Origin of the sequence: Natronomonas gomsonensis (genome assembly GCF_024300825.1) — an archaeon.
Classification (GTDB): Archaea; Halobacteriota; Halobacteria; order Halobacteriales; family Haloarculaceae; genus Natronomonas; species Natronomonas gomsonensis.
In genome coordinates this window covers 2,084,374-2,109,534 of record NZ_CP101323.1, presented here as the reverse complement: position 1 = coordinate 2,109,534, position 25,161 = coordinate 2,084,374, and the positions used below count along the sequence as shown (strand labels likewise).

General features: G+C 66.2%; 25 protein-coding genes. 5 read left to right on the top strand and 20 right to left on the bottom strand.

Annotated features, from left to right (window positions below):
* Nucleotides 1–38: 38 nt before the first annotated feature.
* From NMP98_RS11325 to NMP98_RS11315, 3 genes are all read right to left on the bottom strand, one after another.
* Nucleotides 39–1,466, bottom strand: a complete 1,428-nt coding sequence (locus NMP98_RS11325) for a hypothetical protein (protein WP_254857691.1) — start codon at nucleotides 1,464–1,466, stop codon at nucleotides 39–41.
* Complete coding sequence (locus NMP98_RS11320) at nucleotides 1,463–2,206, bottom strand: ABC transporter ATP-binding protein (protein WP_254857689.1); 744 nt, start codon at nucleotides 2,204–2,206, stop codon at nucleotides 1,463–1,465. Before NMP98_RS11320 ends, NMP98_RS11325 begins: the two co-directional genes overlap by 4 nt.
* Nucleotides 2,207–2,274: 68 nt before the next feature.
* Nucleotides 2,275–2,781: a hypothetical protein gene (locus tag NMP98_RS11315; RefSeq protein ID WP_254857687.1), complete on the bottom strand. Its 507-nt coding sequence runs from the start codon at nucleotides 2,779–2,781 to the stop codon at nucleotides 2,275–2,277.
* Nucleotides 2,782–2,906: 125 nt separating this feature from the next.
* On the opposite strand from NMP98_RS11315, the gene NMP98_RS11310 reads away from it, so the two are divergent.
* Nucleotides 2,907–3,818 (top strand): oxidoreductase, encoded by a 912-nt coding sequence (locus NMP98_RS11310; RefSeq protein ID WP_254857686.1) that lies wholly within the window; start codon nucleotides 2,907–2,909, stop codon nucleotides 3,816–3,818.
* Here NMP98_RS11310 and NMP98_RS11305 read toward each other — a convergent pair.
* Nucleotides 3,809–6,304 (bottom strand): glycoside hydrolase family 15 protein, encoded by a 2,496-nt coding sequence (locus NMP98_RS11305; RefSeq protein WP_254857685.1) that lies wholly within the window; start codon nucleotides 6,302–6,304, stop codon nucleotides 3,809–3,811. The genes NMP98_RS11310 and NMP98_RS11305 overlap by 10 nt on opposite strands.
* A 158-nt stretch (nucleotides 6,305–6,462) precedes the next feature.
* On the opposite strand from NMP98_RS11305, the gene NMP98_RS11300 reads away from it, so the two are divergent.
* A complete protein-coding gene (locus tag NMP98_RS11300; protein ID WP_254857683.1) occupies nucleotides 6,463–6,909 on the top strand; it encodes a peroxiredoxin in 447 nt (148 codons plus the stop codon).
* Here the strand turns inward: NMP98_RS11300 and NMP98_RS11295 are convergent.
* The 5 genes from NMP98_RS11295 to NMP98_RS11275 form a co-directional block, all read right to left on the bottom strand.
* On the bottom strand, nucleotides 6,906–7,538 hold the full coding sequence (locus tag NMP98_RS11295) for a DsbA family oxidoreductase (protein ID WP_254857681.1): 633 nt from the start codon (nucleotides 7,536–7,538) through the stop codon (nucleotides 6,906–6,908). The genes NMP98_RS11300 and NMP98_RS11295 overlap by 4 nt on opposite strands.
* 59 nt (nucleotides 7,539–7,597) lie before the next feature.
* On the bottom strand, nucleotides 7,598–8,692 hold the full coding sequence (locus NMP98_RS11290) for a sulfite exporter TauE/SafE family protein (protein WP_254857679.1): 1,095 nt from the start codon (nucleotides 8,690–8,692) through the stop codon (nucleotides 7,598–7,600).
* A 120-nt stretch (nucleotides 8,693–8,812) separates the two neighbouring features.
* Nucleotides 8,813–9,793: a magnesium/cobalt transporter CorA gene (corA, locus tag NMP98_RS11285; RefSeq protein WP_254857677.1), complete on the bottom strand. Its 981-nt coding sequence runs from the start codon at nucleotides 9,791–9,793 to the stop codon at nucleotides 8,813–8,815.
* The gene (locus tag NMP98_RS11280; RefSeq protein WP_254857675.1) at nucleotides 9,790–9,960 is read right to left on the bottom strand and encodes a hypothetical protein; all 171 of its coding nucleotides are present in this window, start codon (nucleotides 9,958–9,960) and stop codon (nucleotides 9,790–9,792) included. The genes corA and NMP98_RS11280 overlap by 4 nt, the downstream gene beginning before the upstream one ends.
* A 44-nt stretch (nucleotides 9,961–10,004) precedes the next feature.
* Entirely contained in the window at nucleotides 10,005–10,763 is a 759-nt protein-coding gene (locus NMP98_RS11275) for a CehA/McbA family metallohydrolase (RefSeq protein WP_254857674.1), read from the bottom strand.
* 81 nt (nucleotides 10,764–10,844) lie between these two features.
* On the opposite strand from NMP98_RS11275, the gene NMP98_RS11270 reads away from it, so the two are divergent.
* Nucleotides 10,845–12,044: a potassium channel family protein gene (locus NMP98_RS11270; RefSeq protein ID WP_254857672.1), complete on the top strand. Its 1,200-nt coding sequence runs from the start codon at nucleotides 10,845–10,847 to the stop codon at nucleotides 12,042–12,044.
* Between the two features lie 6 nt (nucleotides 12,045–12,050).
* Here NMP98_RS11270 and NMP98_RS11265 read toward each other — a convergent pair whose 3' ends face one another.
* The 4 genes from NMP98_RS11265 to NMP98_RS11250 form a co-directional block, all read right to left on the bottom strand.
* The gene (locus NMP98_RS11265; RefSeq protein WP_254857670.1) at nucleotides 12,051–13,688 is read right to left on the bottom strand and encodes a sensor histidine kinase; all 1,638 of its coding nucleotides are present in this window, start codon (nucleotides 13,686–13,688) and stop codon (nucleotides 12,051–12,053) included.
* 117 nt (nucleotides 13,689–13,805) lie between these two features.
* Nucleotides 13,806–14,321: a magnesium transporter gene (locus tag NMP98_RS11260; RefSeq protein WP_254861319.1), complete on the bottom strand. Its 516-nt coding sequence runs from the start codon at nucleotides 14,319–14,321 to the stop codon at nucleotides 13,806–13,808.
* Nucleotides 14,322–14,365: 44 nt separating this feature from the next.
* A complete protein-coding gene (locus NMP98_RS11255; RefSeq protein WP_254857668.1) occupies nucleotides 14,366–14,941 on the bottom strand; it encodes a magnesium transporter in 576 nt (191 codons plus the stop codon).
* 55 nt (nucleotides 14,942–14,996) lie between these two features.
* Complete coding sequence (locus tag NMP98_RS11250; protein WP_254857667.1) at nucleotides 14,997–15,293, bottom strand: hypothetical protein; 297 nt, start codon at nucleotides 15,291–15,293, stop codon at nucleotides 14,997–14,999.
* 144 nt (nucleotides 15,294–15,437) lie between these two features.
* Between NMP98_RS11250 and ddfA the strand changes: the two genes are divergently transcribed.
* Nucleotides 15,438–15,773 (top strand): DdfA family disk-determining factor, encoded by a 336-nt coding sequence (gene ddfA, locus NMP98_RS11245; RefSeq protein WP_254857665.1) that lies wholly within the window; start codon nucleotides 15,438–15,440, stop codon nucleotides 15,771–15,773.
* A 51-nt stretch (nucleotides 15,774–15,824) separates the two neighbouring features.
* Here ddfA and NMP98_RS11240 read toward each other — a convergent pair whose 3' ends face one another.
* Nucleotides 15,825–16,553 (bottom strand): helix-turn-helix domain-containing protein, encoded by a 729-nt coding sequence (locus tag NMP98_RS11240; RefSeq protein WP_254857664.1) that lies wholly within the window; start codon nucleotides 16,551–16,553, stop codon nucleotides 15,825–15,827.
* Between the two features lie 126 nt (nucleotides 16,554–16,679).
* On the opposite strand from NMP98_RS11240, the gene mutS reads away from it, so the two are divergent.
* Nucleotides 16,680–19,283, top strand: coding sequence for a DNA mismatch repair protein MutS (gene mutS, locus NMP98_RS11235; protein ID WP_254861318.1), 2,604 nt, complete (start codon nucleotides 16,680–16,682; stop codon nucleotides 19,281–19,283).
* Nucleotides 19,284–19,291: 8 nt separating this feature from the next.
* Here the strand turns inward: mutS and nucS are convergent, their stop codons facing one another.
* The 6 genes from nucS to NMP98_RS11205 form a co-directional block, all read right to left on the bottom strand.
* Nucleotides 19,292–19,996: an endonuclease NucS gene (gene nucS / locus NMP98_RS11230; RefSeq protein WP_254861317.1), complete on the bottom strand. Its 705-nt coding sequence runs from the start codon at nucleotides 19,994–19,996 to the stop codon at nucleotides 19,292–19,294.
* 82 nt (nucleotides 19,997–20,078) lie between these two features.
* Nucleotides 20,079–20,615: a DUF6735 family protein gene (locus NMP98_RS11225; RefSeq protein WP_254857662.1), complete on the bottom strand. Its 537-nt coding sequence runs from the start codon at nucleotides 20,613–20,615 to the stop codon at nucleotides 20,079–20,081.
* 48 nt (nucleotides 20,616–20,663) lie between these two features.
* Nucleotides 20,664–22,484 carry an SLC13 family permease gene (locus tag NMP98_RS11220; protein WP_254857661.1) on the bottom strand — a complete coding sequence of 607 codons (1,821 nt, stop codon included), beginning with the start codon at nucleotides 22,482–22,484 and terminating at the stop codon, nucleotides 20,664–20,666.
* Between the two features lie 61 nt (nucleotides 22,485–22,545).
* Nucleotides 22,546–22,728: an HVO_2922 family protein gene (locus NMP98_RS11215; RefSeq protein WP_254857659.1), complete on the bottom strand. Its 183-nt coding sequence runs from the start codon at nucleotides 22,726–22,728 to the stop codon at nucleotides 22,546–22,548.
* Between the two features lie 213 nt (nucleotides 22,729–22,941).
* Nucleotides 22,942–23,532: a 50S ribosomal protein L15e gene (locus NMP98_RS11210; protein ID WP_156708930.1), complete on the bottom strand. Its 591-nt coding sequence runs from the start codon at nucleotides 23,530–23,532 to the stop codon at nucleotides 22,942–22,944.
* 162 nt (nucleotides 23,533–23,694) lie between these two features.
* Complete coding sequence (locus tag NMP98_RS11205) at nucleotides 23,695–24,990, bottom strand: MFS transporter (protein WP_367997271.1); 1,296 nt, start codon at nucleotides 24,988–24,990, stop codon at nucleotides 23,695–23,697.
* Between the last annotated feature and the right edge of the window lie 171 nt (nucleotides 24,991–25,161).

The following is a 25,161-nucleotide window of genomic DNA, read 5'->3' as shown; positions in this document are numbered from 1 at the left end:
TCGTTCACTGCTCCCGGGCTGTCGATACAGGCTGTAGGTCAGTCCGTTCCGTCCAGCGCCCGCCCTTCCCACCTCGTTCCGGCCCGCCGATACAGGCCGAGTCCCGCGAGTCCGGACAGCGACGCGTAGCCGACGCTCCCGAGCGCGAGACCGGTCGGATACAGCGTGAAGGCGATGGCGGCGACCACCAGCGGGATAAGGACGACCATCATCGCTACCGTGAACCCGGCGAAGACGGGCGTGTCGAAGAGCAACTCTGTCGGTTCGAGGCCGGCCACGTACGCCGTCACGCCGAAGACGTACAGACACAGCGGCGCGAAGACGGCGATGCCGACGGCCATCGTCCCGGTGCCGAAGACGACCGCGCCCAGCACGAGGAAAGCCAACCCCGAGGGCAACGCGAGCAGACAGAACCCGAGCAGCTTCGCCCGGAACACCGCCGACAGCGAGACGGGATGCCGGAGGTAAAAGGCCGTATCGTCGAACTGACAGAGCCAGTTGTAGGTGGTAAACGAACCCAGCGCGAGGACGGCGGCGATGGTGAGGCCCGGTTCCGGCCGGACCGGAACCACGTCGGGCAGGAACGCCAAGAGGACCGCGAGGACGGCGAAGACCAACCCCTGCGAGAAGACGACCTTCCAGAGGCCACCGGAGGAACGCACCACGTCGAGCAGCGATTTGGCAAGCAGTCCCTGTTCGTCCGCGGCCCCCAGCTTCCGGTGGAGCCACCCGAAGCGGTTGGCGGCCGTCCGGGAGGGCGTCCGGCGGTCGAACCGGAAGGCGACGACGCCGACGACGCCGAGGAAGACGGGCAAAAGCAGACTCCCGGCGACGGTCAGCGGCCGAATTTCCGACAGCAGGCCGTACGGGGTCACCGCGAGCGCTCGGGAGCCATCGAGGAGGAGCGCGGCGACGACGGCGACGACCACGGCGATGGAGGCCGTCCGCGAGCGCGTGTGGACGCCGACGAGCGCGAAACTCGCGGCCACGCCGAGGGCGAACATCCCGACACTCGTGAGGAACAAAAGTGGCAGGCGAGCGGCGGGAACGTCGGCCATGACGACTAGCGGCACCAAGCCGACGGTCAGCGGCAACAGGAAGAGGACGGCGTAGTAGCCCACGTCCTTCACGAGGAAGGCGACGAGCAGTTTCTTCGGCTCAACGGGCAGGGTACGCGCAGAAAACAGCAGCAGCGTCGTCTCCCCCAGCAGGTCTTCGAGAGCGTCCCGCCCCACCAATCCGACGGTGCCGACCTGCAGGCCGAGGGTGGCGACGACCAGATGAAGGCCGGCGATGAGCAGGCCGGTGTCGGCGTTGGCGAGCGCGAAAAACGCGGCCGTGCCGCCGGCGACCGTGGCGACGAAGACGGGAAACATCGCGAAGCGCTTCCCGCCGAACATTCGGCCGTGGAGGCGGAACTCCTCTCTGGCCATCACTCGGAGCAGATAGGTGGTCGACAGCGTCATGGCGTGCGTTGCAGTTCCGCCTCTTGTACGTCCTCTTCGACCGACGCGAAGAACTGGTCGAGCAGTGCGTCGCCGTCCATTCCACCGGGCCGGAGTTCCTCAAGCAGGCGACCGCGGTTCAGGATGCCCACCTGCGTACACACCTCGGCGGCCGTCTCGACGAAGTGCGTCGACAGAAACAGCGTGTTGCCGGCGTCGCGGTAGGTCTCGAAGAACTTCTTGACCCGTTCCTGCATAATCGGGTCGAGGTTCGTCAGCGGTTCGTCGATGAAGACGACCTTCGGTTCGTGGAGGAACGCCTGCGTGATGAGCACCTTCTGTCGCTCCCCCTGCGAGAGGTCAGTACACAGCGTGTCGAGTTTGTGGACGAACTCCAGTCGCTCCGCCCAGCGGTCGACCCGTTCGGTCAGCGTCGCCTCCTCGATGTCGCGAGTGGCCGCGGCGAACTCGAAGTACTCACGAACCGTCAGAAACGACGGTGGCCGGCCGCTCTCCGGTAAGATGCCGACATGTCGCCGCGCCTCGACGGGCGTCTCGACGGGGTCGACGCCCGCGACGCGGGCCTCGCCGCTATCGGGGACGAGTTGGCCCGTCAGGATGTTGATGGTCGTGGACTTGCCGGCGCCGTTGGGGCCGAGAAACCCGTAGCACTCGCCGTCGTCGACGGTCAGCGACAGCGAGTCCAGCGCCACCACGTCGCCGTATCGTTTCGACAACTCGCGCGTCCGAATGGCAGCCATTCGTGGCGGCTTCGACGCGAGGGGGCCTATACCCTGCGGCGGTTCAGTTCGGTGAGTCGGCCGATGCGTTACTGCGGGCCGTTTGCGTGTTCGGGTGCGTTTCCGTCACCTTCGCCGTTCTCGCTTGGGTGGGATTCGTCGTTGCTCGGCTCGTCGCCGTCTTCGGTGGTGTCACCTTGGGAAGCCTCGACCGGACAGGGGTTCTCCGCGGACGGTTCGAGGCCGAGTTCACAGGTGAAGCCGACTGTCGCCGACTCGTTGCCGGCCGTCACGACGAAGGTGTCGCCGAAGGCAGAGGACCGCTCGTCGAGGCTGTCGTCGTTGAAGCCGTCGTACTCGACGCTCGTCGGGCCGGCGTCGAGTTCGCCGCTTTTGTCGCAGTCGTGGTCGGTCACCGCACCGGTACAGACGACGCTCCCGTCGCCGCCCTCGCCGTCTGCGTCAACGTCGATGTTCACGTCGATTGTCGTTCCATCGGTCGGGTCCTCTGCGGCGGCGCCGACGCCGACGAAGGCGACGGCTGCGAGACACAACACCGCGGTCACAAGCAGCACTCGTGTACTGTTCGGTCGCATGGACGGTCATCCCGTCGCCCCACAAATCTGCGTTCTGCCGACGATGTACGGTTGTATAAATATTCAACTAAATTTTCGTTGGACGATGACCGAACACGTATGTCGCTCCCGCCGGTTCTACCAGTATGCCGAACTGGACGCTCGAAGACATGCCGGAGTTGTCGGGTCGAACCGTCGTCGTAACAGGGGCAAACAGTGGCCTCGGTCTCGAAGCGACCCGCGCATTCGCCAGGGAGGGCGCCCACGTCGTGATGGCCTGCCGGGACGTTGACGCAGCAGCGGACGCACGCGAGGAGATTCGCGAGGAGGCCCCTGGTGCGTCGCTGACCGTCGAGGCACTCGACCTCGCGGACCTCGACTCGATTCGAGCCTTCGCCGATTCGGTCGCCGACCTCGGTCGTATCGATGTTCTGTGCAACAACGCCGGCGTGATGGCGATTCCACGCAGCGAAACGGCCGACGGATTCGAGACGCAGTTCGGCGTCAACCACCTCGGCCACTTCGCGCTGACGGGTCTGTTGCTCGATTCCCTCCGGGCGGCGCCCGACCCACGGGTCGTCACCCAGTCCAGCGGCATCCACGCGAACGGGGAAATCGACTTCGAGGACCTACAGAGTACCGACGACTACGACAAGTGGGGCGCCTACGCCCAGAGCAAACTCGCGAATCTGCTCTTCGCCTACGAACTCGACCGCCGCTACGGCGACGAACTGACGAGCGTCGGCTGTCACCCCGGCTACGCGGCGACGAACCTCCAGCGTCGCGGCCCCGAACAGGAGGGGTCGCGGCTCAAACTCGCGGCGATGGCACTCGCAAACCGCATCTTCGCCCAGTCGGCCGAGGCGGGCGCGCTGCCGATGCTGTACGCCGCGACCGCCGAGGATGTCGAGGGCGGCGACTACGTCGGCCCCGGCGGTTTCAAGAACATGCGCGGCGCGCCCGAGACCCAACGCTCCAGCAAGCGTTCCTACGACGAGGACACCGCCGAACGGCTGTGGTCGGTCTCCGAGGAACTGACGGGTGTCAGTTACGACTGACCCGGGGCGTTTCGCTCCCGAAGCGCCTCGATGACGCCGCCCAGCGAATCGGCGTCGAACTCGAGTCCCTCCGGCGGCCAAGCCTCCAGCGCCGCCAGGTAGAACAGGCTCTGCTCCCAGACGTGGGGCTGTGAGACGGCGGAGACGATTTCCCGTTCGCCGTCGTCGTTCTCCTCGGCCATCCACACCTCCCCGAGGACGTGTGTTCCTTCGGTGGCGTGTTCGGTCGCGACCCACCGAAGTCCATTCCGAACGTCGTCGATACTGCCCGGTTCCTCGGTCCGTCGGGCCTTCGCCAACGCGAGCAGCCCCTTCGACTCGTAGAGTCCCCCGTCGCGTTCGCCCGCTTCGGGCTCGGCGAAGGTGGTCTCCAGTTCCGCCCATTCCCGGTCGAGGGTGTTCTCGATACGCGGATGGTCGAGCGTTCCGTCTCCCGACCCGACCTCCGGACGGTAGCCGACGGGCCACACCGTCTCGGCGAAGGTGAATCCGGCTTTCGCGCCGTAGCCGGTGGCCTCGTCGTAACATTCCGCCTCGATGCCCTCGGCGAGTTCGTTCCGGCGGACCGTCCATCGGGTCCGGTCTTCGCTTCGACCGAGCGCGTCGGCGGCCTTCCGCGCGCTGTCGAGGCCCAGCCAGACGGTGAGGGCGCCGACGGCGGTCTGTTGTGGCATCGGCCGGTCGTCCTCCCAGGCCGGACAGTGGAGGCCGGTTTCGGGGTCCGCACAGTCGACGAGGTAGTCGGCCGCCCGCTTGATGGCCGGATACACCTCCCGGAGGTACGCCTCGTCGCCGGTGGCGTCGTAGTGGTCCCACAGCGTCCAGATGCCGTAACCCGTCTCGTCGATTTCGTACGGTATCGGCCCGCCGGGGACGCCGTCGGCGTAGTAGTTCATCGCCCAGTTGCCCGGCGGCACGAGGTCGGGTAGTTGCGGGTTCTCGACGGATTGTTGATTCTCGACGTAGAAGCGGTTGTGCTTCTCGACCCAATCGTGGCGGCCGATGGCCTCCAGGAGGTGATTGAAGTACGCCCCGTCGCGAGGCCAGTCCTCGCCGTAGGGCGACTGCGTGGCGATGGAAGCGACGATGGTGCCCGAGTCGGGGTCGTACGTCGTCGCCAGCGTCACCAGCGCACGCCGACACAGCGCGAGGATATCCTCGTCGTCGGTGTCGGGCATCGGTGCGTCCGACAGAACCCCTTCGAGCCACGCCCGCTTCTCGGCTCGAATCGCGGCCGGGTCTCGCTCTCGCGCCGACCCGAGACGTTCGCCGACGACGGCGGCGTTGGCTCCGGCGGCGAAGTACACCGTCGCAGTCGCCGTATCGCCCTCGAAGGACAGCACCCGGGAGAGGACGCCCGTCGTCTGCCCGAGGTAACTGTCGTTGCCGGCCAACTCGACGGACTCGGTGGCATCGAGATAGGCGTCCCGAGCAAGGGCGTTCCCGTACGTCGCCTCCCGGAGGCCACCGACGGCGCCGGTCAGCGGGCCGCTTTCGGGCACCTCCTCCACCCCCTCGAATACCGCACTCCCGGCATCGAGGGCGACCTCGTCGGGCGTCGAGGCCGACTCGAAGGCGTCGCCACCGACCTGGTGGTCGGTGCTCGGTTCCCGAAAGCCCATGCCGACGGCGACGCTTGCTTGCTCGCCCGTCGAGACGTCGACACCCTGTCTGGCGTGGACGATGGCGTCAACAGCGCGGTCGTAGGTGGCGAAATCCGCATTACCCTCCTCCAGACAGGCGTCGGTCACCGGCAGGAAGGGGAGTTTCGAGACGTTCAACGAGAGGTTCTCGAAGGCGAGGAGGCGTGCTTTCTCGACCGGCGAATCGTCGTCCCGTTCGACGGTCACGTCCCTGACCAACACGTCCTCGTCAGCGTCGACGACGTCCTCGACGGTGACGGTCAGTCCGAAGTGGTCCGAACGGTGTTCGGTCACCACCACGTCGGTCAGTCCCTCGGGGTGATGTTGGGTCGTCTCCCACTCCCGAAGCCACGCCGTCTCCGTTCCCTCCGTTGTCTCGACCGCGAGGCCGAGAAACGCGCCCTCGTTTGGGGCCGCGCCGTAATGGTCGGCGCTTCGGTCCTCCGCGAAGTACTTCACGTGGTCGTAGTACGACGGGTTTGGCCACTTACACACCGTCATCGTCCCGCGGTCGTTGAACGCCACGGCCAATCCGCCGTTTGCGGTCTGGGCGTTCACGTCCGTCGGGCCGTAGATTTCGCGGTCGGCGTTCGGGTAGACACACTGCTCGATTCCGGGGAACGTCTCGATGGTCCGTCGGAGGGTCTCGCTGAACTCGTCCTGATAATCGAGGACGTACCGCGGCCCCCGTGCTGCTTGTGTGTTCGCCCGCCGTAGCGCGTCGTTCGTCGGCCCGTCCGTCCCTACCACGGTGCCGGCGCCAGTCAGCCCCACACCGGCCCCCGCTGCCGCCGCCCGTAGAAGCGTCCGTCGGTGGATGCTCGTTCGTTCGTCGTCTACCATACCGTCCCACGCGTACTGTTCGACCAATGTGTTACGCCGTCTATGTGTGGAGAGTTATACGTGGGAACTCGAACCAAGTTCATGGTTTCTTCTCTGGCGGGACGAGATGCCGCGTCCGCGACCCGAACGCGTTTACCGACGGCTCTCGAACGGCCGCTATGCTCGAACCCGGCGATTCGGCACCGGCAGTCAGCGCACCGAACCAACGCGGCGAGTCGGTCTCTCCCGACTTCGAGGAGCCGACGGTGGTGTACTTCTACCCGAAGGACTTCACCGGCGGCTGTACCATCGAAGCCAACGACTTTCAGGACGCCCTCCCGGAGTTCCGCGACTCCGGCATCACCGTCTACGGCGTCTCGATGGACGACGTCGATACCCACGCCGACTTCGCCGACGAGGAAGGCATCGACTTCGAGTTGCTCGCCGACACCGACGGCGCGGTCGCCGAGGCGTTCGGCCTCGACACCTCCGAGGGCTATACGGACCGACTGACGTTCGTCCTCGCCGGCGGCGAGGTCGTCGCCGTCTACGACCCCGAGATGGCCGACCCCTCCGGGCACGCCCGCGAAGTGTTGACCGAGACGCGCGAAAAATACGTCAGTTAGACGCCTTCGACGAGTCGCTTCAGTTGCTCCGGCGGAACCGCACCGCGGGCCGCGTGGTCGTCGGAGACGAACGTCGGCACGCCCGTGATGCCGCGCTGTTGGGCGGCCTCGAAGGCGGATTCCAGTTCTTCGGCGCTGGCCTCGTCGTCGAGGACCGATTCGACGTAGCCGGCCGGCAGTCCCGCTTCGGTAGCGATGTCTTCGAGCACATCACCATCGCCGATGTCACGGCCCTCTTCCCACAGTGCATCGAAGACGCCGCGGTGGAACGCCTCGAAGGCCTCGGGGTGGTCCTCGCGGGCGCGGAACGCGACTCGCTGGGCGTCGTAGGAATCGACCTCCCGGCTGAGGTCCAACTCCATCTCGACGCCGTAGCGGTCGGCGAGTCGGCGGACGTTCTTTTTCGCCTCCTCGAAGTAGGATTCGTCCTTCCCGTCGTCGACGGAGTGGTCGATGGTTCCGTCGGCGCGGCGCTTGCTGGCGCGCAAATCGAAGGGGTGCCAGTCGGTGTCCAGCGACTCGTCGCGGGCCTCTCGGTACTGGTCGAAGGAGGCGTAGCCGAGATAGCAGAACGGGCAGACGTAGTCGGCGTACACCGTGACGGCTTCCGTGGACTGGGTTTCGCTCATACGGCGACTCGGCGCTCAACGGACAAAAGCACAGGCCTCGCGGCGGGAGCGGCCGCGGCCTACAGCACCGCTTGTCCGACGAGGACGAACAGCGCGGTCGCGATGACCGCGAACACGAAGGCGACGAAGCGTTTCAGCGTGTCCGTATCGAGGGCGGCGGCGACGTAAGGTGCTATCTGGCCGCCGATTACCGTCGCCGGGACGGTGAAGATGACCATGTTCCACGGCGTCAATGCGAGGTTCATGCTGTGGCCGCCGACCAGGCCGCCGCCGAAGACGTGGGTCAGCGACGCGACGATGGCCGTCGTCGCGACGACGATGTGGTTGGTGCCGATGGCGACGCGGACCGGAATCGACGACCGGAGCATCGAGACGATGCCGATTTCGCCGATGCCGAAGCCGGCCAGCCCCTGAAAGACACCGCCGAAGCCGTAGACGGCGAACCGTTCGAGGTAGCCACCGCGGTCGTAGCGGTAGTCGTTGCCGTCGCGGTCGACGCGGGTGACGTTGCCCTCGTCGCTGGTGACGACGCCGGCGGGGCCGAGTTTCGCCGCGTCGTCGGGAAGTGCGCCGGTGGTCCCACCGTCGGTCGCTGCCTGCGGTTCGGCATCAGCGCCGGGTTCCTCGTGGCCGATGTCGGCTCTGAACAGGATGTACGACGACAGTATCAGAAGCACCGCCAGAAGGAACTGGAACAGCGCTTCGGGGATGAAAAACGACAGGAAGGCGCCGCCGATGACGAACGGCAGCGCGCCGGCGACGAGCGAGGCGGCCAGTCGGCGGTCGACCAGTCCGTACGAAATGAACGCCAGGGCGGAACTGGAGAGGCCGAACGACTCGCTGATGAGGCCGACCTTGACGATGGTTTCGGCGTCCAGCGAGTGGCCAGCCAACACCGGGAAGATGAAGATGAGGAACGGTACGAACAGCGCCGCACCGCTGATGCCGACGGTGTTGACGATGGTGGCTCCCAGAAGGAAGAAGGGGAACAGCCACCAGTATTCGAGCCAGTAATCGGCCCCCGGATTCGCGGTTTCGGTCGGCGCCATCGTGAAGACGAACGCGACGAACACGACCGGCGCGAGGAACACGAGGACGTGCTGATACTTCAGAAACCTCTTGACGACTGAATCTTGGGACAACGAGCGGGTCACTGGAGTTGCCGAGGGTGGGGGACATGAGTATAAAAAAGCGGCGTTATAATTCGACTCCCGTGTTGCGGTTTGACGCACGAAACCTCCTGAAAAATCAGGAGGGATTCGTTTTGCTCGAACTCAGACATAGCCGCGCTCGCGGAACGCCCACACCATCACGAGGCCGACCAGCGCCATGCCGAGCATCACCGCGGGATAGCCGAACGTCCAGCCCAACTCCGGCATGTTGTAGGGGCCGCCACTGAAGTTCATCCCGTAGACGCCGGCGATGAACGTCAGCGGGAGGAAGACCGTCGCGATGACCGTCAGCACCTTCATGACCTCGTTGCTGGACTGTGAGAGGGTGTTGAGGTAGATGTCGCGGGCGCCGGAGACGAGGTCACGGTAGGTTTCGACGAGGTCGACGACGTGGACGAGGTGGTCGTACACGTCCCGGAAGTACTTCTCGGTCGCCTCACCGACGTAGCCGGAGTCGCCGCGGGCCAGCACCGACAGCGCCTCCCGGGTCGGCCACGCCAGTTTCCGAAACGACAGCAGGTCCCGGCGAACGGTGTTGATGGCCTCCAGTACCTCGATATCTGTCGTCGTGAGCACCTCCTCCTCGATGGCTTCGATGCCGTCGCCGATACGGTCGAGTAAGGTGAAGTACTCGTCGACGATTACGTCGATGATTCGGTAGGCGGTGAAGTCGGGGCCGCGCTGGAGGAGTCGTTCGTCCCCCCGGACGACCGCGTTCCACACCCGACCGATGGGGTCGTCCGCACGCGGCGCAAGCGTGAGTACCCAGTCGGTGCCGAAGAACACCCCGACGGGGTCCTCGCGAATCTCCTCATCGAAGGTCGTCTCCCCGCGGGTCAACTCCGCGGTTTTGACGAGGACGAACGTGTACGCCGCGAACTCTTCGGTTTTCGGCCGCACCTCGTTGACCACGTCGTCTACAGCGAGGCGGTGGATGTCGAAGGTGTCGGCGACGGCCGAAATTTCGTCGTCGTCGGCCTCGTGGACTCGCACCCACGTCGTCCCCTCGGCGGCCTTCGCGGCCGCGAGGTCGTCGTACTCCTCGATACCTGCCTCGCTGTAGACGACGGCGCTGACGGTCACGGCGCCCCTCCCGCTGCCGAGGGGGGTCGGACCACCAGCAGCGTAACTCCAACCATCAGCGCCGTCAGCGCGAACGACCGACCCGGATAGGGGGTGGCGATACCGACGACGTACCCCGCCACCCCGACGACCACGAGCAGCGGTCCGAGGGTCGCGAGTGAATCCATATCACGCCCCTCTCGGCGGCCGACCAAAAGCGTTCCTCAGCCTCTCACAGGAAGGGAATCGCGGTCGTCACGGCCCACTGTGCGCCGTTGGAACTCTTCTTGGCCGCCGTCTTGGCGCCCCACGCGGTTTTCCGCCCGGCCGCCTTGGCGTAGTGGCCGGTAGAGCGTTTCAGCGACGCTCGTTGCCCTTGGATGGCGGTGTCGCCCGAACGGATGGCCGCGACCACGTCGTCGCTCTCGATGTCGGGGATGGGCTGGTCGACGCGGATTTCGGTGTAGGCGCGCCCGACGGTCAAAAGCGAGTGGGCGTCGCTGCCGCCGACGGATGGGTAGCCGTAGCGACGGGCGTAGCGCCGCGCACGGCGGTTCCGGTAGCCGGTGAACAGCCACGCGTTGAACGTCTCGATTGCGTCTGGGTCGAGCCGTTTCAGTCGGCGCTTGCGGATGCCGTGGCGGGTGCGCTGGAAGGGGTGTGGAACGACGGCGACGCCGCCCAACTCGCGGACCTCCTCGATGGTTTCGCCCATCGGCCGGCCACGTTCGGGGAGTTCCTCGATGCCGATGCCCAGCAGATGGCCGTGGGCCGTCGATATTTCGGCGCCGGGAATGCCGATGAGCCCGTACTCGCGGGCGCGTTCGGCGGCTTCGAGTGAGGCACCGATGACATCGTGGTCGGTGATGACCACGGCGTCGAGGTCGATGTCGGCGGCGTGTTCCAGTATCAACTCCACCGGCTCGTGGCCGTCGTATGAGGCCTCGCTGTGGACGTGGAGGTCCACCTCGAGGTTCGTTGGCCCACTCATCACCGTTCGTTCGTGCTCGACGGATAAAAACGCGCTGACGGCGCAACAACCCTTTTGTCGGCCCGTCCGTATAAGCGCCGTATGGCAGGTTTCGAGGGGTCGCAACCGAAGACCGTCGCGTACGAGCCGGTCAGCGTCAAGGAGCTGTTGGTCGAGATGAAAGACACCTCGGAACTCCTCATCGACCTCGCGTACTCGGCGGTGTTACACGGCAGCGAGGACATCGCTCGCGAGGTGTTGGCCCTCGAAGAGAAGATGGACGTACTGCAGTTGCGTGCCCGGATGAGCCTCATGATGGCGGCCCGCAACCCCGACGAAGTGGAGGCACTCGCGCCGGTTCTGGGCCTCGCCGCGGGCGCCGACCGAATCAGCGACGCCGCCGGCGACATCGCCAAAATCGTCCTCGAAGACATCGGCCTGCCGGAGGCGATGCGGGCGGCGCTTCCGGAGGCCATCGAGACGCTCGTTCGCGGCACCCTCGTCGCGGACTCGCCGTACGCCGACCGGACGCTTCTGGACATCAACCTCGAAAGCGAGACGGGCGTCCGCGTCATCGCCATCCACCGCGGCGACGACTGGATACTCAACCCCGGCCCGGAGACGACCATCACCGCCGAGGACCGCCTCATCCTGCGCGGGCCGGAACGAACCGTCGGCGAGGTGTACGAGGCAGTGACCGGCGAGGAGTACGACGCCCCCGCACCGCCCGACTCGGAGGTCGACGACCTCGAACGCGCCGTCGACTCCATCGTCCTGATGAAGAACCTCTCGGAGTTGGCAGTCGACCTCGCCTACGGCAGCATCCTCTTCGACAACGAGGACCTCGCAGCCGAAGTTCGCAACCTCGAAGTCGAGGTCGACGCCCTCCGCTCGCGGTTCGAGGCGTGGCTGTTGCGTGCGGCGGCCGACGCCGACGACCCCGTCGTGTTGCGAGGCCTCATTCACCTCGGCGTCTCGACGGAGGTGATAAGCGACGCCGCCCTCGACATCAGCGAGGGCGTCCTCAGGGGGCTGTCGGTCCACCCCGTCGTCGAACTCGCAGTCCAGGAATCCGACGAGATACTCACCCGCGTCGTCGTCGGCGAAGGCAGCGCCCTCGATGGCGAACGTGTCGCGGATGGCGTCCCGGCGGCGGAACTCGGGATGAACGTCCTCGCCATCCGACGCGGGGAGGACTGGATGCTCGCTCCTGACGCCGACGCGACGCTCCGGGCGGGTGACGTCATCATCGCGAAAGGGACGCGAACGTCGTCGGGCGAATTCGAGGAACTGGCGGCCTGAGGGCAGTCAGGCGCGGACGCCCGTCACTTCGAACCGAGCGCCGCCCTTGGCGGACTCCTCGACCGTTATCTCCCAGCCGTGACCCTTGACGATGGTCTCGACGATGGCGAGGCCGAGGCCGGACCCGCCTTCTCCGGAGACGCCCCACTCGAAGGCCTGTTCGCGGAGGTACGGGGGGATCCCGGGCCCGTCGTCTTCGACGTAGAATCCCGTCTCGTCGTCGAGACCGCCCACCGTGGCCACCACGTCCGGACCGGCGTGTTCCACGCTGTTTCGAAAGAGGTTCTCCAGTGCCTGCCGGAGTCGCTCGGGGTCGGCTTCGACCGTCACGTCGCTCTCGATTCGGAGGTCGCCGCCATCGGCGTCGACGGTCTCCCACGCCCGCTCGGCTATCGACGACAGCGATACGGGCTGGCGGTCGTCGATGTCGTCGCCGGCCTGCGCCAGCGTCAATACGTCCTCGATGAGCCGTCCCATTCGGTCGAGCGCGTCGGCGGCCGCGGTCAGGTTCTCGTTTTCCGTGGCCTGTCTTTCCTGCTCCAACTCGATGCGGCCATGGGCGACGGACAGCGGATTCCGGAGGTCGTGGGAGACGACGCTCGCGAACCGCCCGAGGCGTTCGTTCTGCCGTTCGATTTCCTGGCGGTACCGCTCGGTCTGGGTCACGTCGGTGAACAACAGCATCCGACCGACGCGGGTGTTGCCGAACGTAAAGGGGTTCGTCGCGACCATGTAGTACCGCGACTCGCCGTCTCGTGACAACTCGAGAACGTTATCGTCGGACGCCAACCGCTCGGCGACGGCGGGAAGCGCCTCCTCTAGTGGTTCGCCCACCGCGTCGTCGAGATTCGGAAACAGTTGGCGCGCCGGAGCGTTGCTGTCGCGTATCTCGTCGTCCTCGTCGAGGAAGACGACCGGGCTGTCGACGTTGCCGGCCAACCGGACGGTCTGGAACCGCTCGAAGAACAGAAACAGCGTCCCGACCGAAAACAGGGCGACGCCAATCGGTTCGTACGTCATATCGATGAACCGCGGGCTGGCGGTGCCGACGATATCGAAGACGAGCGGCAGCCCCGTGAGACTCACGAGCACCGCCAGCGGCCGCGTGTCGTGACCGACCTGCGTGAACAACTCGAACAGCATGAAGAAGCCGACGGCGCTGAGCGCGTAGGCCAGCCCCATCGACGCCCAGTGCAGAAGCGAGTGTTCGACGGCCAGATGGGGAAACGGCGTCGCCGTCGGCGTGGCGGTGAAGTAGAGTCCGTGAAGCGGGTTCGTGAGTTTCAGTCCGACGACGAAGACGAAGACGACGACGGCGGCCCGCCTGTAGGTCGCGTCCTCGTGGAGGCTCCGGCCGGTGTAGGCCGAACAGAAGTACAGCCACGCGCCGACGGCGGCGAAGCCGACCGTGAGGCCGACGAGATACGCCGTGAGGCTGAGGCGTGTCGAAGGCGCCAGCAGGTAGGCGACGTGTGCGGCCGCCCACCCGCCGCTCAACAGGAGGAACCACTCCAGCCCCCGTCGGGTGTCGGCGTCGTCGATGCGCCTCGCTCGGCGGAGACTGGCGACACACGCAACCGCGGCGAGACCGAAGACGACGACGTAGATGGCCCGTGACGGGCTACCGGAGAGGAGTGATTCCATCATCGGTTGAGGCGCTGCGTTCGGGTACGGCTCTTGCAGACTGGATTGTCAGTTCTTTCGACGGCCGAATGTTGCCTCTTTCGGTTCACTCGAACGGTGTGGCGGCTTCCGAGGGGCCTACAGCACCGCGATGGCGACCGCCGAGAGGACGACCACACCGAGGATGTCACAGACGTTCGTGACGACCGGAATCGTCGTGTCGTCGGGGTCCAGTCCCTGCTGGTAGGAGACGTACGTCGCGGCCACCGAGAGGATGACCGCGAGGCACGCCAACAGCATTCCGCTCCCGACGGAGATGACGAGCAGGTCGACCAGCGCCATCGGTTCGGCAATCACCCGCCCGAGCACCCACGCAGCCACGCCGAGGGCACCGAACACCGTCGCAGCCAACAGCATGATTGCGGCGATGCTCGTCCACAACTGCTCGTCGCGTGGGGAGAACTCCAGTGTCCCGAGGTGAAGTCGCGTCGAGAGCCGCGAGGAGAGAATCGCGCCGAGATTGCCGCCCATCCCTATCATCACGGGCACGAGAATCAAAAGCGTCGGGTTGTCGAGATACGTCGCTTCGAGCGATTCCAGCACGTACCCCGACCCCATCTCCAGTACCGACAGCGCAATCAAAATCGGGAACATCGTGACGATGATGGTTCGGAACCGCCACGTCCCGAGGTCGTCGGTCACAGCACCACCCCGACGACGACGATTGCGACGTAGAGGAACACGACGCCGAAGACGTCACCGAGCATCGTCACGATGGGGCCGATGAGGTTGTCTGGGTCGTAGCCGGACTCGTAGCTCCCGAAGACCAACACGAGCAGGCCGAAGACGAGGACGATGGAGGTGAGCACGCCGGCGAGGAAGGTGATGCCGACCAACTCCGCGAGACGGGCGGATTCGCGTCCAAGGGCTTGGAGAATCCCCCACGAGAGGAAGCCGATGAACACCGAGACGCCGATGCCGTTGGCGAAAGAGGCGACGACGGCGTTCAACAGGCGCTCGTCGAACTCGAATTCGGGGTCGATGAGTCCCTGGTGGAGTCCCGAGGAGATGCGGGCGCCGAAGGCGCCGTAGACGTTGCCGCGGGTGGCGAGAAACGCGGGCAACAGCAACAGCAATCCCGGAAAATCGGCGAACGCGGCCCGCATCGCGTCGCTACCCAACACTAATCCGGCGAAGAGGCCGCCGAGGAGGCTGACGCCGAGAATGCCGATGGACTCTCGGTAGATGCGCCAAACCTCTCGGCGGGCGTCCATACCGTGGCTGTGTGGCGGTTCGGGGATAAAAGCTACTTTCGGGGCGTGTTCGCGGCTATCGCCCCAGCAGTCGGAAGAGGAGGTCAACGACCAACACGACGCCGAGCGCGCCGGCCACCTGTACCGTCGGACCGACCGCCGTCTGCGTGCCGAGACCGACGACCAGGACGGCGAAGGCGAGGACGCCCAACTCGATGCGTCGGATGGGGAGGTCGAGGTCGATGTCGTGTTCGACGCCGATGGTGGTGTTGCCCGTCACGTCGACGTTGTGGTCCATGTCCTCTCCGATGAACTCGCTGGGGGCGAACAGTTTAGGGTCGATGAGCGGTCGCTGGTCGTCGTCGTCGGCCATGCGTGGTCGTTCCGTGGCGGGGGTAAATAACTCGTGGCTGTCGAGTCTCCGTGGCTCTCCGGGCCTCCCTTGAGGTGTAGGGCCAACGAATAAGCCCGTGGGGCGTCGTCGTCTACTGGACGGTCGTGGCGATGGTGACACCCCATGGTACAACTGAACGACTCCAACGAGGACGTCGGCGAACCCCACGAAGAGGTGACGTACGACCCGGATACGGGAACGTACAGCAGACGCTCGAACTGGACGGACGGTGAGACGCCGTCTCTCAGCGTCGCCGCGACCGTCGCGGCAGCGACGGAGACGCCAGTAGAACAACTCCGACCGCTCGCCGAGGTAATCGACACCGATGCGCTCGACCGAACCTTCGCCCCGAGTTCCGGGGCGGCCAGCCGATACCCCTCGACCAGCGTCTCGTTTCGGTACGAGGGGTGTCACGTGACCGTCTACGCCGACGGCCGGACAGTCGTCTTTCGGCGGTGAGGCGGCCATCGGGACCCACCTCCCTGTCCCCTCCGAATCCCGTTTCGGCGGTCAGCGTACCCCATCCAGCAGGGCGGTGAGAAGGTTGCGCTCGGCGGCGTGGATGTGTTCGGAGAACGTCGCCGACGTGATACCGAGGGCCTCGGCGACCTCTTTGCCCGTACTCTCCCGCGGCCACTCGTAGTAGCCCGCCTCGAAGGCGGCCTGAAGCACTTCGCGCTGTCTGTCCGTGAGGTGTGTCTCGAGCAGTTGCGGTGCCGCCGAGCGAGTGAACATCGGCGTGACGCCGTCGACTTCCCGCTTTGCGGCGAGTTCCGCGTCGGGGTTCTCCTTGAGGAACGTGCCGACGACCGCCGCCGGGTCGTGCTGTGGCGGGATTTCGGCGACGATTCGGCCCGCCCCGTCGACGCCGACGACCTCCCGGGGAAGTGCGCCGCGTTCGGCGAGGCTGAAGGCCGGACAGTCGCCGGAGACGAGGAACTCCAGCAGGCCGCCGCGCTCCGACTCCCGGAGGACGGACACCTCGACGGTGTCGTAGTCGGCGCCGAGACCGGCTATCCGGTCGGGAGCGACCCCAACGACGTTGAAGAACTCCGCGTACCGCCCGTCGGGTCGAGGGACCATATCTGCGAGTTCGACCCTGCAGGCCTCGCTCTCGGAGGCGCCGACGAACGGGTACTTCGAATCGTGTAGCGTGAACTCGACCTCGACGACGCTCTCCGCCTGTCCGGGGCGACCGTCCTCCCGTGTCGATTTCGGCTCTTTGCTACTTTTTGTCACGGTTCGTGATGTCTATTTACACGCACCGTTCGTATTGCTTTTTTGCCCGCCCTTCGGCCCGCCTCGGGGCCGTCGGTCGCCCCGGAGGTCGGTGAGTATTTGACCGACGAGGCGCTTGCCCGCTACATGGACGAGGCGCTGGGGCCGCCGCCCGCGATGGCCGAGAAGGCCGAGGAGTTGACGCCGATGCTGTCGCAGTACTTCGAGTTGTGTGAGCGCTACGACGACGCGCTCGTGCTCTTTCAGGTCGGGGACTTCTACGAGACGTTCTGTGAGGCCGCCGAGGCGACCGCCCGAATCCTCGAAATCACGCTCACACAGCGGGAGGACTCGACGGGTACCTACCCGATGGCCGGCATCCCCATCGACTCGGCGGAGTCCTACATCGAGACGCTGCTGGAGGCCGGCTATCGCGTCGCCGTCGCCGACCAGGTGCAGGAACCCGAGGAGACGTCGGGACTCGTCGACCGCGCCGTGACCCGGGTGGTGACGCCCGGGACGCTGACGGAGACCGAACTGCTCGCCGACGCCGACAACAACTTCGTCGCCTGCCTGACCGAGGGGTACGGACTGGCCTTACTCGACGTGTCGACGGGCGATTTCTTCGCGACGCAACTCGACCGTCTCGAGGCCGTCGAGGACGAACTCGAGCGGTTCGACCCCGCCGAGGCAGTCGTCGGTCCCGAGGCGCCGACCGACCCCTTTGACTCGGGGTGTATGGTGACGCCATACGAGCGCTCGGCGTTCGACCTCGCGACTGCCCGCGAGAAAGTCGAGTCGTACTTCGGGTCGACCTCGCTGGCCGCCGAGGCCGAAGTTCGGGCCTGCGGTGCGCTGTTGGCCTACGCCGAGTACGCCCGCGGCGTGAGTACTGACGGCGACCTCGAAGAACTCGACTACATCAACCACCTCACGCGCTACGACCCACGGGAGTACATGCTGTTGGACGCCGTCGCGTTGCGTTCGCTGGAGGTGTTCGAACCGCGCCACGTCCACGGACTGGAGGGGGCGGCGCTGGTGGAGACTCTCGACGAGACGGCGAGCGCGCTGGGCGGTCGGAAACTTCGCGATTGGCTCCGCCGACCGCTGTTGGACGAAGACCGCATCGACGACCGCCTCGACGCCGTCGAGGCGCTTCTCGCCCGCGTCGGCGAGCGCGAACGCGCGAGCGAGTTGCTTGCCGACGTTTACGACCTCGAACGACTGGTCGCCCGTGTCTCTCGGGGTCGGGCGGACGCCCGCGACTTGCGGGCGCTGGCGGCGACGCTGTCGGTGGTCCCCGACCTCCGAGACTGCATTTCGGAGGCGACCGATGACAGCGCGAAACTCGCCGACATCGAGGCGCGTCTCGACGACTGCCCCGACGTTCGGAACCTCATCGACCGCGCCATCGCGGAGTCGCCGCCCATCGAAATCACCGAAGGCGGCGTCATCCGCGACGGATACGACGAGACGCTGGACGGCCTCCGGGAAACCGAACGCGAGGGGAAAGCGTGGATAGACGACCTCGAAGCCGACGAGCGCGAGCGGACGGGTATCGACTCGCTGAAGGTCGGCCACAACTCCGTCCACGGCTACTACATCGAGGTGACGAACCCGAACCTCGATAGGGTGCCCGACGACTACCAGCGTCGACAGACGCTGAAGAACTCCGAGCGGTTCGTCACACCCGAGTTGAAACAGCGGGAGGACGAAATCGTCCACGCCGAAGCCCGCGCCGACGAACGGGAGTACGACCTCTTTCGGGAGGTCCGAAGCGAGGTGGCCGAAGCGACCGAACGGATACAGGAGACTGCGAGCGCCGTCGCGGAACTCGACGCGCTGTGTTCGCTGTCGACCGTCGCCGCCCAGTACGACTACGCGCGGCCGACGGTCGGTGCCGACGGAATCTTCGTCGATGGCGGCCGCCACCCCGTCGTCGAGCGCACCGAGGAGGCGTTCGTCCCCAACCCGACCGAACTGCCACGAGAGCGGCCGATGGCCGTCATCACTGGGCCGAACATGTCGGGCAAATCGACGTACATGCGGCAGGTGGCGCTCCTCTGTGTGATGGCACAGGTCGGCAGTTTCGTCCCCGTACGCAGCGCCGAGGTGCCGATAGTCGACCGGGTGTTCACCCGCGTCGGCGCCTCCGACGACATCGCCGGCGGCCGCTCGACGTTCATGGTCGAGATGACCGAGTTGGCGGCCATCCTCGAAGAGGCCGAGGAGGATTCGCTGGTCGTGTTGGACGAGGTCGGTCGCGGCACCTCGACGACCGACGGCTACGCCATCGCTCAGGCGGCCACCGAGTACCTCCACGACGAGGTGGGCGCCTACACCCTGTTCGCGACGCATCACCACGAACTGACCGAGGTTGCCGCCGACCTCCCGCGGGCGCGGAACTACCACTTCTCGGCCGACCGGACGCCCGACGGCGTCGCCTTCGAACACGACCTCCGTGCGGGTGCGGCGACGGCCTCCTACGGCGTCGAGGTCGCCGAAACCGCGGGCGTCCCCGACCCCGTCGTCGAGCGGGCCGCGGCGCTGTTGGCCGAGGAAACGGGGGCCGTCGCCGCGCCGGAAGACACCCCCGTTTCGGGTCGAACGCCCCCCACCGCGGACGCCTCGACCGACGGCGGCGAACTCCCCGAAGAGCTACTGGCGGAACTCCGGGCGGTCGACCTCGCGGATACGACGCCGCTGGAGGCGCTCAACCTGCTGTCGCGGTTGCAGAAGCGGGTGGAGTAAGCGCCGCGCTACTCGCCCTGCGGCGTCAGCGAGACGAACTCCAGTCCCTTTTCGGCCAACAGTGCCTCGGCGCGTTCGGTGACGGAGGGGGCGACGAGGATGCCCCGAACGTCGGCGTCGGCGTGGAGGTCCCGCTGCAGCGCCTCGACGTAGCGGGAGAGTTGTCCCACCGCGTCGGGGCCGACACGCCGCCGTTTCAACTCCAAGACGACGGTTCGACCGTCGCGGTCCTCGCCGTAGATGTCGACGGCGCCGGCCGGCGTCTCGCGTTCGGTCACCAGCGGTCTGAACCCCGACTCGACCAGTTCCGGCGAGGCGAGAATTCGCTCTTTGAGGTCGGCCTCGGTACCCACCACGTCGAGCGATTCGGGGTCGTCGGCGGCGAAGGCGGCGGCGTGGGCGACCGACGAAAAGCGGACGACGAGGGATTCCTCGGGCGAACTGCGGTGGCTCTCGACGACGAGGTGTTGGTCGTCGATTCGACAGTCGTGCTCACACCCCGGGGGTTGCCAATTGACTGGCTGTTGGCCCTCGTCTGTGTGGACCAAGGCGGCGCCGTCGGGCTTCAGCATGACGTGGCGGTCGCCCAACCCCAACTCCGAGGCGGCACGGCCCTCGTAATCGACGGTACAGCGCCCGAACAGCGTGACGAGTGCGCCGCTGTCGATGCCGTCGCTGGCGAGTTCGGCGGCCTCCGCGGCCGTCGGGTTCACGCGGGTTCGAACGCCGTCGGTCGGGTGGGTCGCTTCGACGGCCTCGTCGTCTCTCACGCCACGGGGTAGCGCCCTCTCGCGCTTAAACGCCGCGCTCGTCGTCGAGATACACCACCGTCCCGCGCTCGGGGTCGAGCCACCGGAGCGCGCCGACGACGGTGCCGTCCGTATCCCGGGCGGCGCGGGCGCCGGCGAGCCACCCGCGGAGATAGGTGGCGTCGCTCTCGCCGTCGTAGCCGACGAGGGCGGCGCTCGTCCGACACCCCTCGTCGTCCGGCCGTCGGAGCGCGAAGACGAGGTAGGTTCGAACCGAGAAATCGCTCGATACGACGTACAGCGCCTCGTGTTCGAGTGGGTCGATGCGGTTACACACGTCCGCAAAGGACAGTCCCGTAGCGATGGGGTCGGAGTCGACGGCGGTCCGGCGGCGCTCGGTCAACTCCCCGCCTTCGATTCGACCGGGGTCGATGAGGTCCGTCGCGGCGGCTTGCGCCCAGTCGTCGTCTGGCGGCCCGCCGAAGGGTGTCTCCGGGGTGATTCGATCGGGGTCGACACCCCAGTGTGCCTCGTGGAGGTCGTAGCCGTCGCGGTCGTAGGCGACGAGCGTTCGATGGCCCATGGGCGTCGTGGCCGCGGCATCCGATTTGAACCGTCGGGTCCGGTCGCGTCAGGCCGGCCGGAGGCCGAAGACGACCGCGATAGCCGCGGCGGTGACGACCGACAGCAACAACTGCAGCGGCGCGCCGACCCGGAGGAAGTCGGTGAAGCGGTAGCCGCCGGGCCCGTACACCATCAGGTTCGTCTGGTAGCCGACGGGCGTCATGAAGGCCGTCGAGGCGGCGAACATCGTCGCAAGCAGGAAGGCGTAGCGACTCGCGCCGATGCGGGCGGCAGCGTCGACGGCGACGGGCAACAATAGGACGATGCTCGCCACCGGCGTGATGAGGTTCGCCAACAGCCCCGTCAGCAGGTAGACGACGACCACGACGGCGAAAAGCGGCAGTAGCGTCGCGCTCTCGACGATGGCGCTGGCGACGAGTGCATCGCCACCGGTGTTCCGCAGCGCCGCCCCCAGCGGGATGACGCCCGCCAACAGGAACACGACGTTCCAGGAGACGGCGTCGTAGGCCTCCGAGGGCCGGAGACACCCCGTCGCGACCAACGCGACGATGCCCGCCAGTGCCGTGATGACGATTGGGTAGTAGCCGAGCGCGGCGACGGCGACGACGGCGGCCAGCGTCGCCACGACGACGGGCGTCTTCGGGGACAGCGGCGGGAGTTCCAGCGGCTTCGCCCCTGGTTCGGCGTCGTCGACATCGGTCGCGAGCAGTCCCTCGGCGTCTTCGAGGTGCTCCAGTCCCGCCTCGGTCGTCCGGACGAAGAGGGTATCCCCGGCCGACAGCGTCACGTCGTCGAGTCCCGACCGGAACGTCTCGCTTCCGTGACGGACCGCCAGCACCGTCGCGGCGTAGCGCTCGCCCAACCGGAGTTCCGCGAGGGATTTCCCCCGAGCGCGGGCCTCGGCGGGGACGACGAGTTCGGCGATAATCGTTTCGGTCGGCGCCGAGAGGTCCGCGCCGGTCACTGTCTCGCGGTGGAGTTGCCGGAGTTCGAGACGCTCGGCGACGGCGTTGGTCGCCTGCAGCGTCCCCCGGACGACGAGTTCGTCGTCGGCTTCGATTGTTCGGTCGTTGCCTGCAGTTTCGCCGTCCCGAATCAACTGGACGACGGTCACGTCGGACTCGGCGTTAGCGAACGCCTCGGTGACCGGTCGGCCGACCAGCGGCGACGCCGACCGCACCCGGAGCCGCGAGAGGTGGTCTTCGAGGTCGTACGTTTCCGTGAGGTCCCCGCTGACGGGTATCCGTGCGGGCGTCAGGCGATAGCCGACCGTCAGCAGATACGCTGCACCGACGAGGAAGACGATGATGCCGACGGGCGTGAACTCGAACATCGAAAGCGGTTCGCCGAGGCGTCGTCGGGCCACGTCGCTGGCCAACAGGTTCGTCGCGGTTCCGACGAGCGTCAGCGTCCCGCCCAACATCGCGGCGTACGACAGCGGCAACAGCAATTTCGACGGCGAGACGCCCGCGCGCTCGGCCAGTCCCGACACCATCGGGATGAACACCGCGACGACGGGCGTGTTGTTGATGAACCCGGCGGTGAGGCCGGTCGTGCCGATGGTCGCACCGAGCAACTGCCGTTCGTCGCCGTGGGTGAGCCGTCCCAACGCGACGCCGAGGCGGTCGACCAGTCCCGTCTTTTCGACGCCGGCGCTGAGGACGTACATCGCGACGATGGTAATTGTCGCGGGGCTGGCGAATCCCTGAAGTGCGGCGGCCGTGTCGACGCCGGTGTACGGTTCGAGGACGACCAGCGAGACGAGGACGCCAATGGCGGTGATGTCAGTCGGGAGCGTTTCGGTGACGAAGAAGGCGAGTGCGACCGCTATCAGCCCGAAGACGACGAGCGTGTCGACGCTGACCATTCGGGTTTACTGTGGCTTCTCGGCGGTCCCGTCGATTTCGGAGGGTGCGTTGCTCATCGGTTCACTTCCGCTCGATGTCCGCATCCGGTGCGTTCTGCTTGACGCTCTCGATGCCCTGTTTGGCTTTCTGTGGGCTGGCGTACCCCTCGCCGGAGTCGGCGATGATGTTCCCGTTGTCGTGGACGAGACGCCAGCGGTACTGGTTCGCCTCGTCCTCGTACAGTTCGAACGTCGCGCCGCTCACTGTTCTCCGACCTCCGTGCTGCCGGTCAGTTGCTCCCGTGCCATGAATTGCCATCCGCCGGCTGGAATGATAAAACCTCACCAGTAGTGTTTCGCCCTCCGAAGAGTACTGTGGGTTGACGTGTGTGGTGGCTATCGACGAGCGGCGCGGAGAGAGTGTACTCGAAGGCGTCGCTCGATGGGTGAGTACGTTCGAAAGAACGGAACCGGGTCGTTACTTGCCGCGCTTGTCGTTGGCGCGGATGCTCGGGCGGACCTTCTCGGCGCCGGTGCCGCGGTTCTGCTGGCCGCGGCCGCGCTGGCCGGCGGAGGTGCGGCCACGGTAGGCCCGGCCCTTGTGGCTGTCGTCGCAAATCCAGTTCAGGTCGTCGTCGTTCTGAATCGCGCCGTGTTCGGGGTCAAGCAGGATGACTTCGAACCACTTCTGGGAGCCGTCTTCCCCGACCCAGTAGGAGTTCAGCACGCGCAGGTTGCGGTAGCGACGACTCGAGCGCTCCTCGGCGATGCGCTGGAGGTTCTTCCGGCGGGTAATCTTGTTGACACCCTGTCGCTTCGAGCGACGGCCGGCCTTGAAGCGCTGTTTGCGGGCGCTGCCCTTCCGGACCGACACCCGGGCGACGACGACGCCCTGTTTGGCCTTGTAGCCGAGCGAGCGGGCTCGGTCGAGGCGGGTCGGTCGTTCGACGCGTTCGATTGCGCCCTGGTCGCGCCAGTCCTGTTGGCGCTGCCACTGTAGTTCCGCGAGCTTTCCTTCCTTCGGCGTTTTCCACGCCTCCCGAATGTGGGAGTAGAAGCTTCGTGCCATATGTGTTCACCACGGGCGTTGCGTGGTTCAATTCCCATCGCGGCCACCCGCGAGGGGAATCACATCCCGACCTGCGTAGACAGGTGCCCGCTGGTGCCCGTCGTCCAGCGAGTTAGCGGAAATTCGACAGGGCCGTGGTTAAGGGCTTCGAAACCGCTCGCGTCAGTCGTCGCTCGGTGCCGGTCCGCCGCTGTCGACGATGCCACTCGTGGTCGCTTCCTCGGCGACGTGGGGTTGGAACACCCACGCCGCCAACAGCACGATGGGGACCATCGAGACGGCGACGACCGAGTAGCCGGTGTGGAGGTCCGGCAGCAGCGGCGCGGCGTAGACGAGCGGGTAGACGATACCGCCGACGGTGCCGACCCCGCCGACGACGCCCGCGACGGCGCCGGAACTGTTCGGGAACATTGCGGGCACCTGTGCGAAGATGGCACCCTCGGTGAACGCACACGCCATCCCGACGACGAAGCCCGCACCGACGGCCACGAGAACCTGCCCGCTCAGGCCCGCGAGCGTCATCCCGAACATTGCCACAACGATGAAACACAGAGAGAGGAACGTCCACTGCTCACGGTAGCGTCCCTCGAAGAACGGGAGGATGTTCGTCTCGTTGCGGGCCAGACGGTCGCTCATGTAGCCGCCGAAGGGACGAAGCAGTCCCGCCGCAACCGAGAACGTCGCCGCGAACGTACTCGCCAACACGAGGTTGTTCGTGTTGAACCCCTCGCGGTAGTACGTCGCGAGCCACCCGTTCATCGACAGTTCGAGGCCGAAGCTCATCACGTACGCCAGCGCCAACACGACGGTCCCGTAGCGGGTCGCGGTGTGAACCCACTGTTTCAGCGTCGCGCCGTCCTTCGTCGCCTGCCGTTTCTCGTCGCTCTTTGCAGCCTCGCCGAGCGCGTAGTAGGTCACGCCCAACAGAATCGAGACGATGCCGGTGTAGAAGAAGGCGGCCCGCCAGTTCGTCGAGAAGATGGGACCGTTCCAGCCCGTACCGAAGATTCGTGGTAAAACGAGTGCGCCGCCGGCGGCACCAGCGTTGCCGATGCCGGCGTAGATGCCTTCGGCGGTACCGAGTTGTCCCTCTTCGAACCACTCGGAGACGTGCTGGATGCCGATGACGAACGTGATGCCTGCCGTCGCGACGATGAGTCGCGTGACGAAGAACACGCCGTAGCTCTCCGCGAAGGCACTCGCGATAGAGAACACCCCGACGTAGCCCAACACGATGGCGAACACCGCAGGCGCGCCGAACTTATCGGAGAGCCAGCCGGTCAGGATGCGACCGAACGGTGCCAGCCAGATGGCCGCGCTCGCGAGGATGCCGATTTCCGCCAGCGACAGTCCGAACTCCTCGGCCATCGGCCCAGTGAACGGCGCAAACGAGAACCAGATGAGAAACGAGAAGTTGAACCCGACGGTGGCGAGGACGAGCGTCCGCCACTTCGTCATCCGTATCACTCCCATCCTGATACCTCCGGAAGACTGATTGGGCGGTCACTGTCCGCACACCACCATACAGTATCCTCAACCTCTTTTGCATTTTCTTGGATGCTTGGAAACATCTATTCGGATAAGTCGGATGATTCGAATTTCCTAAACAATACCCGTTGACAAACACGG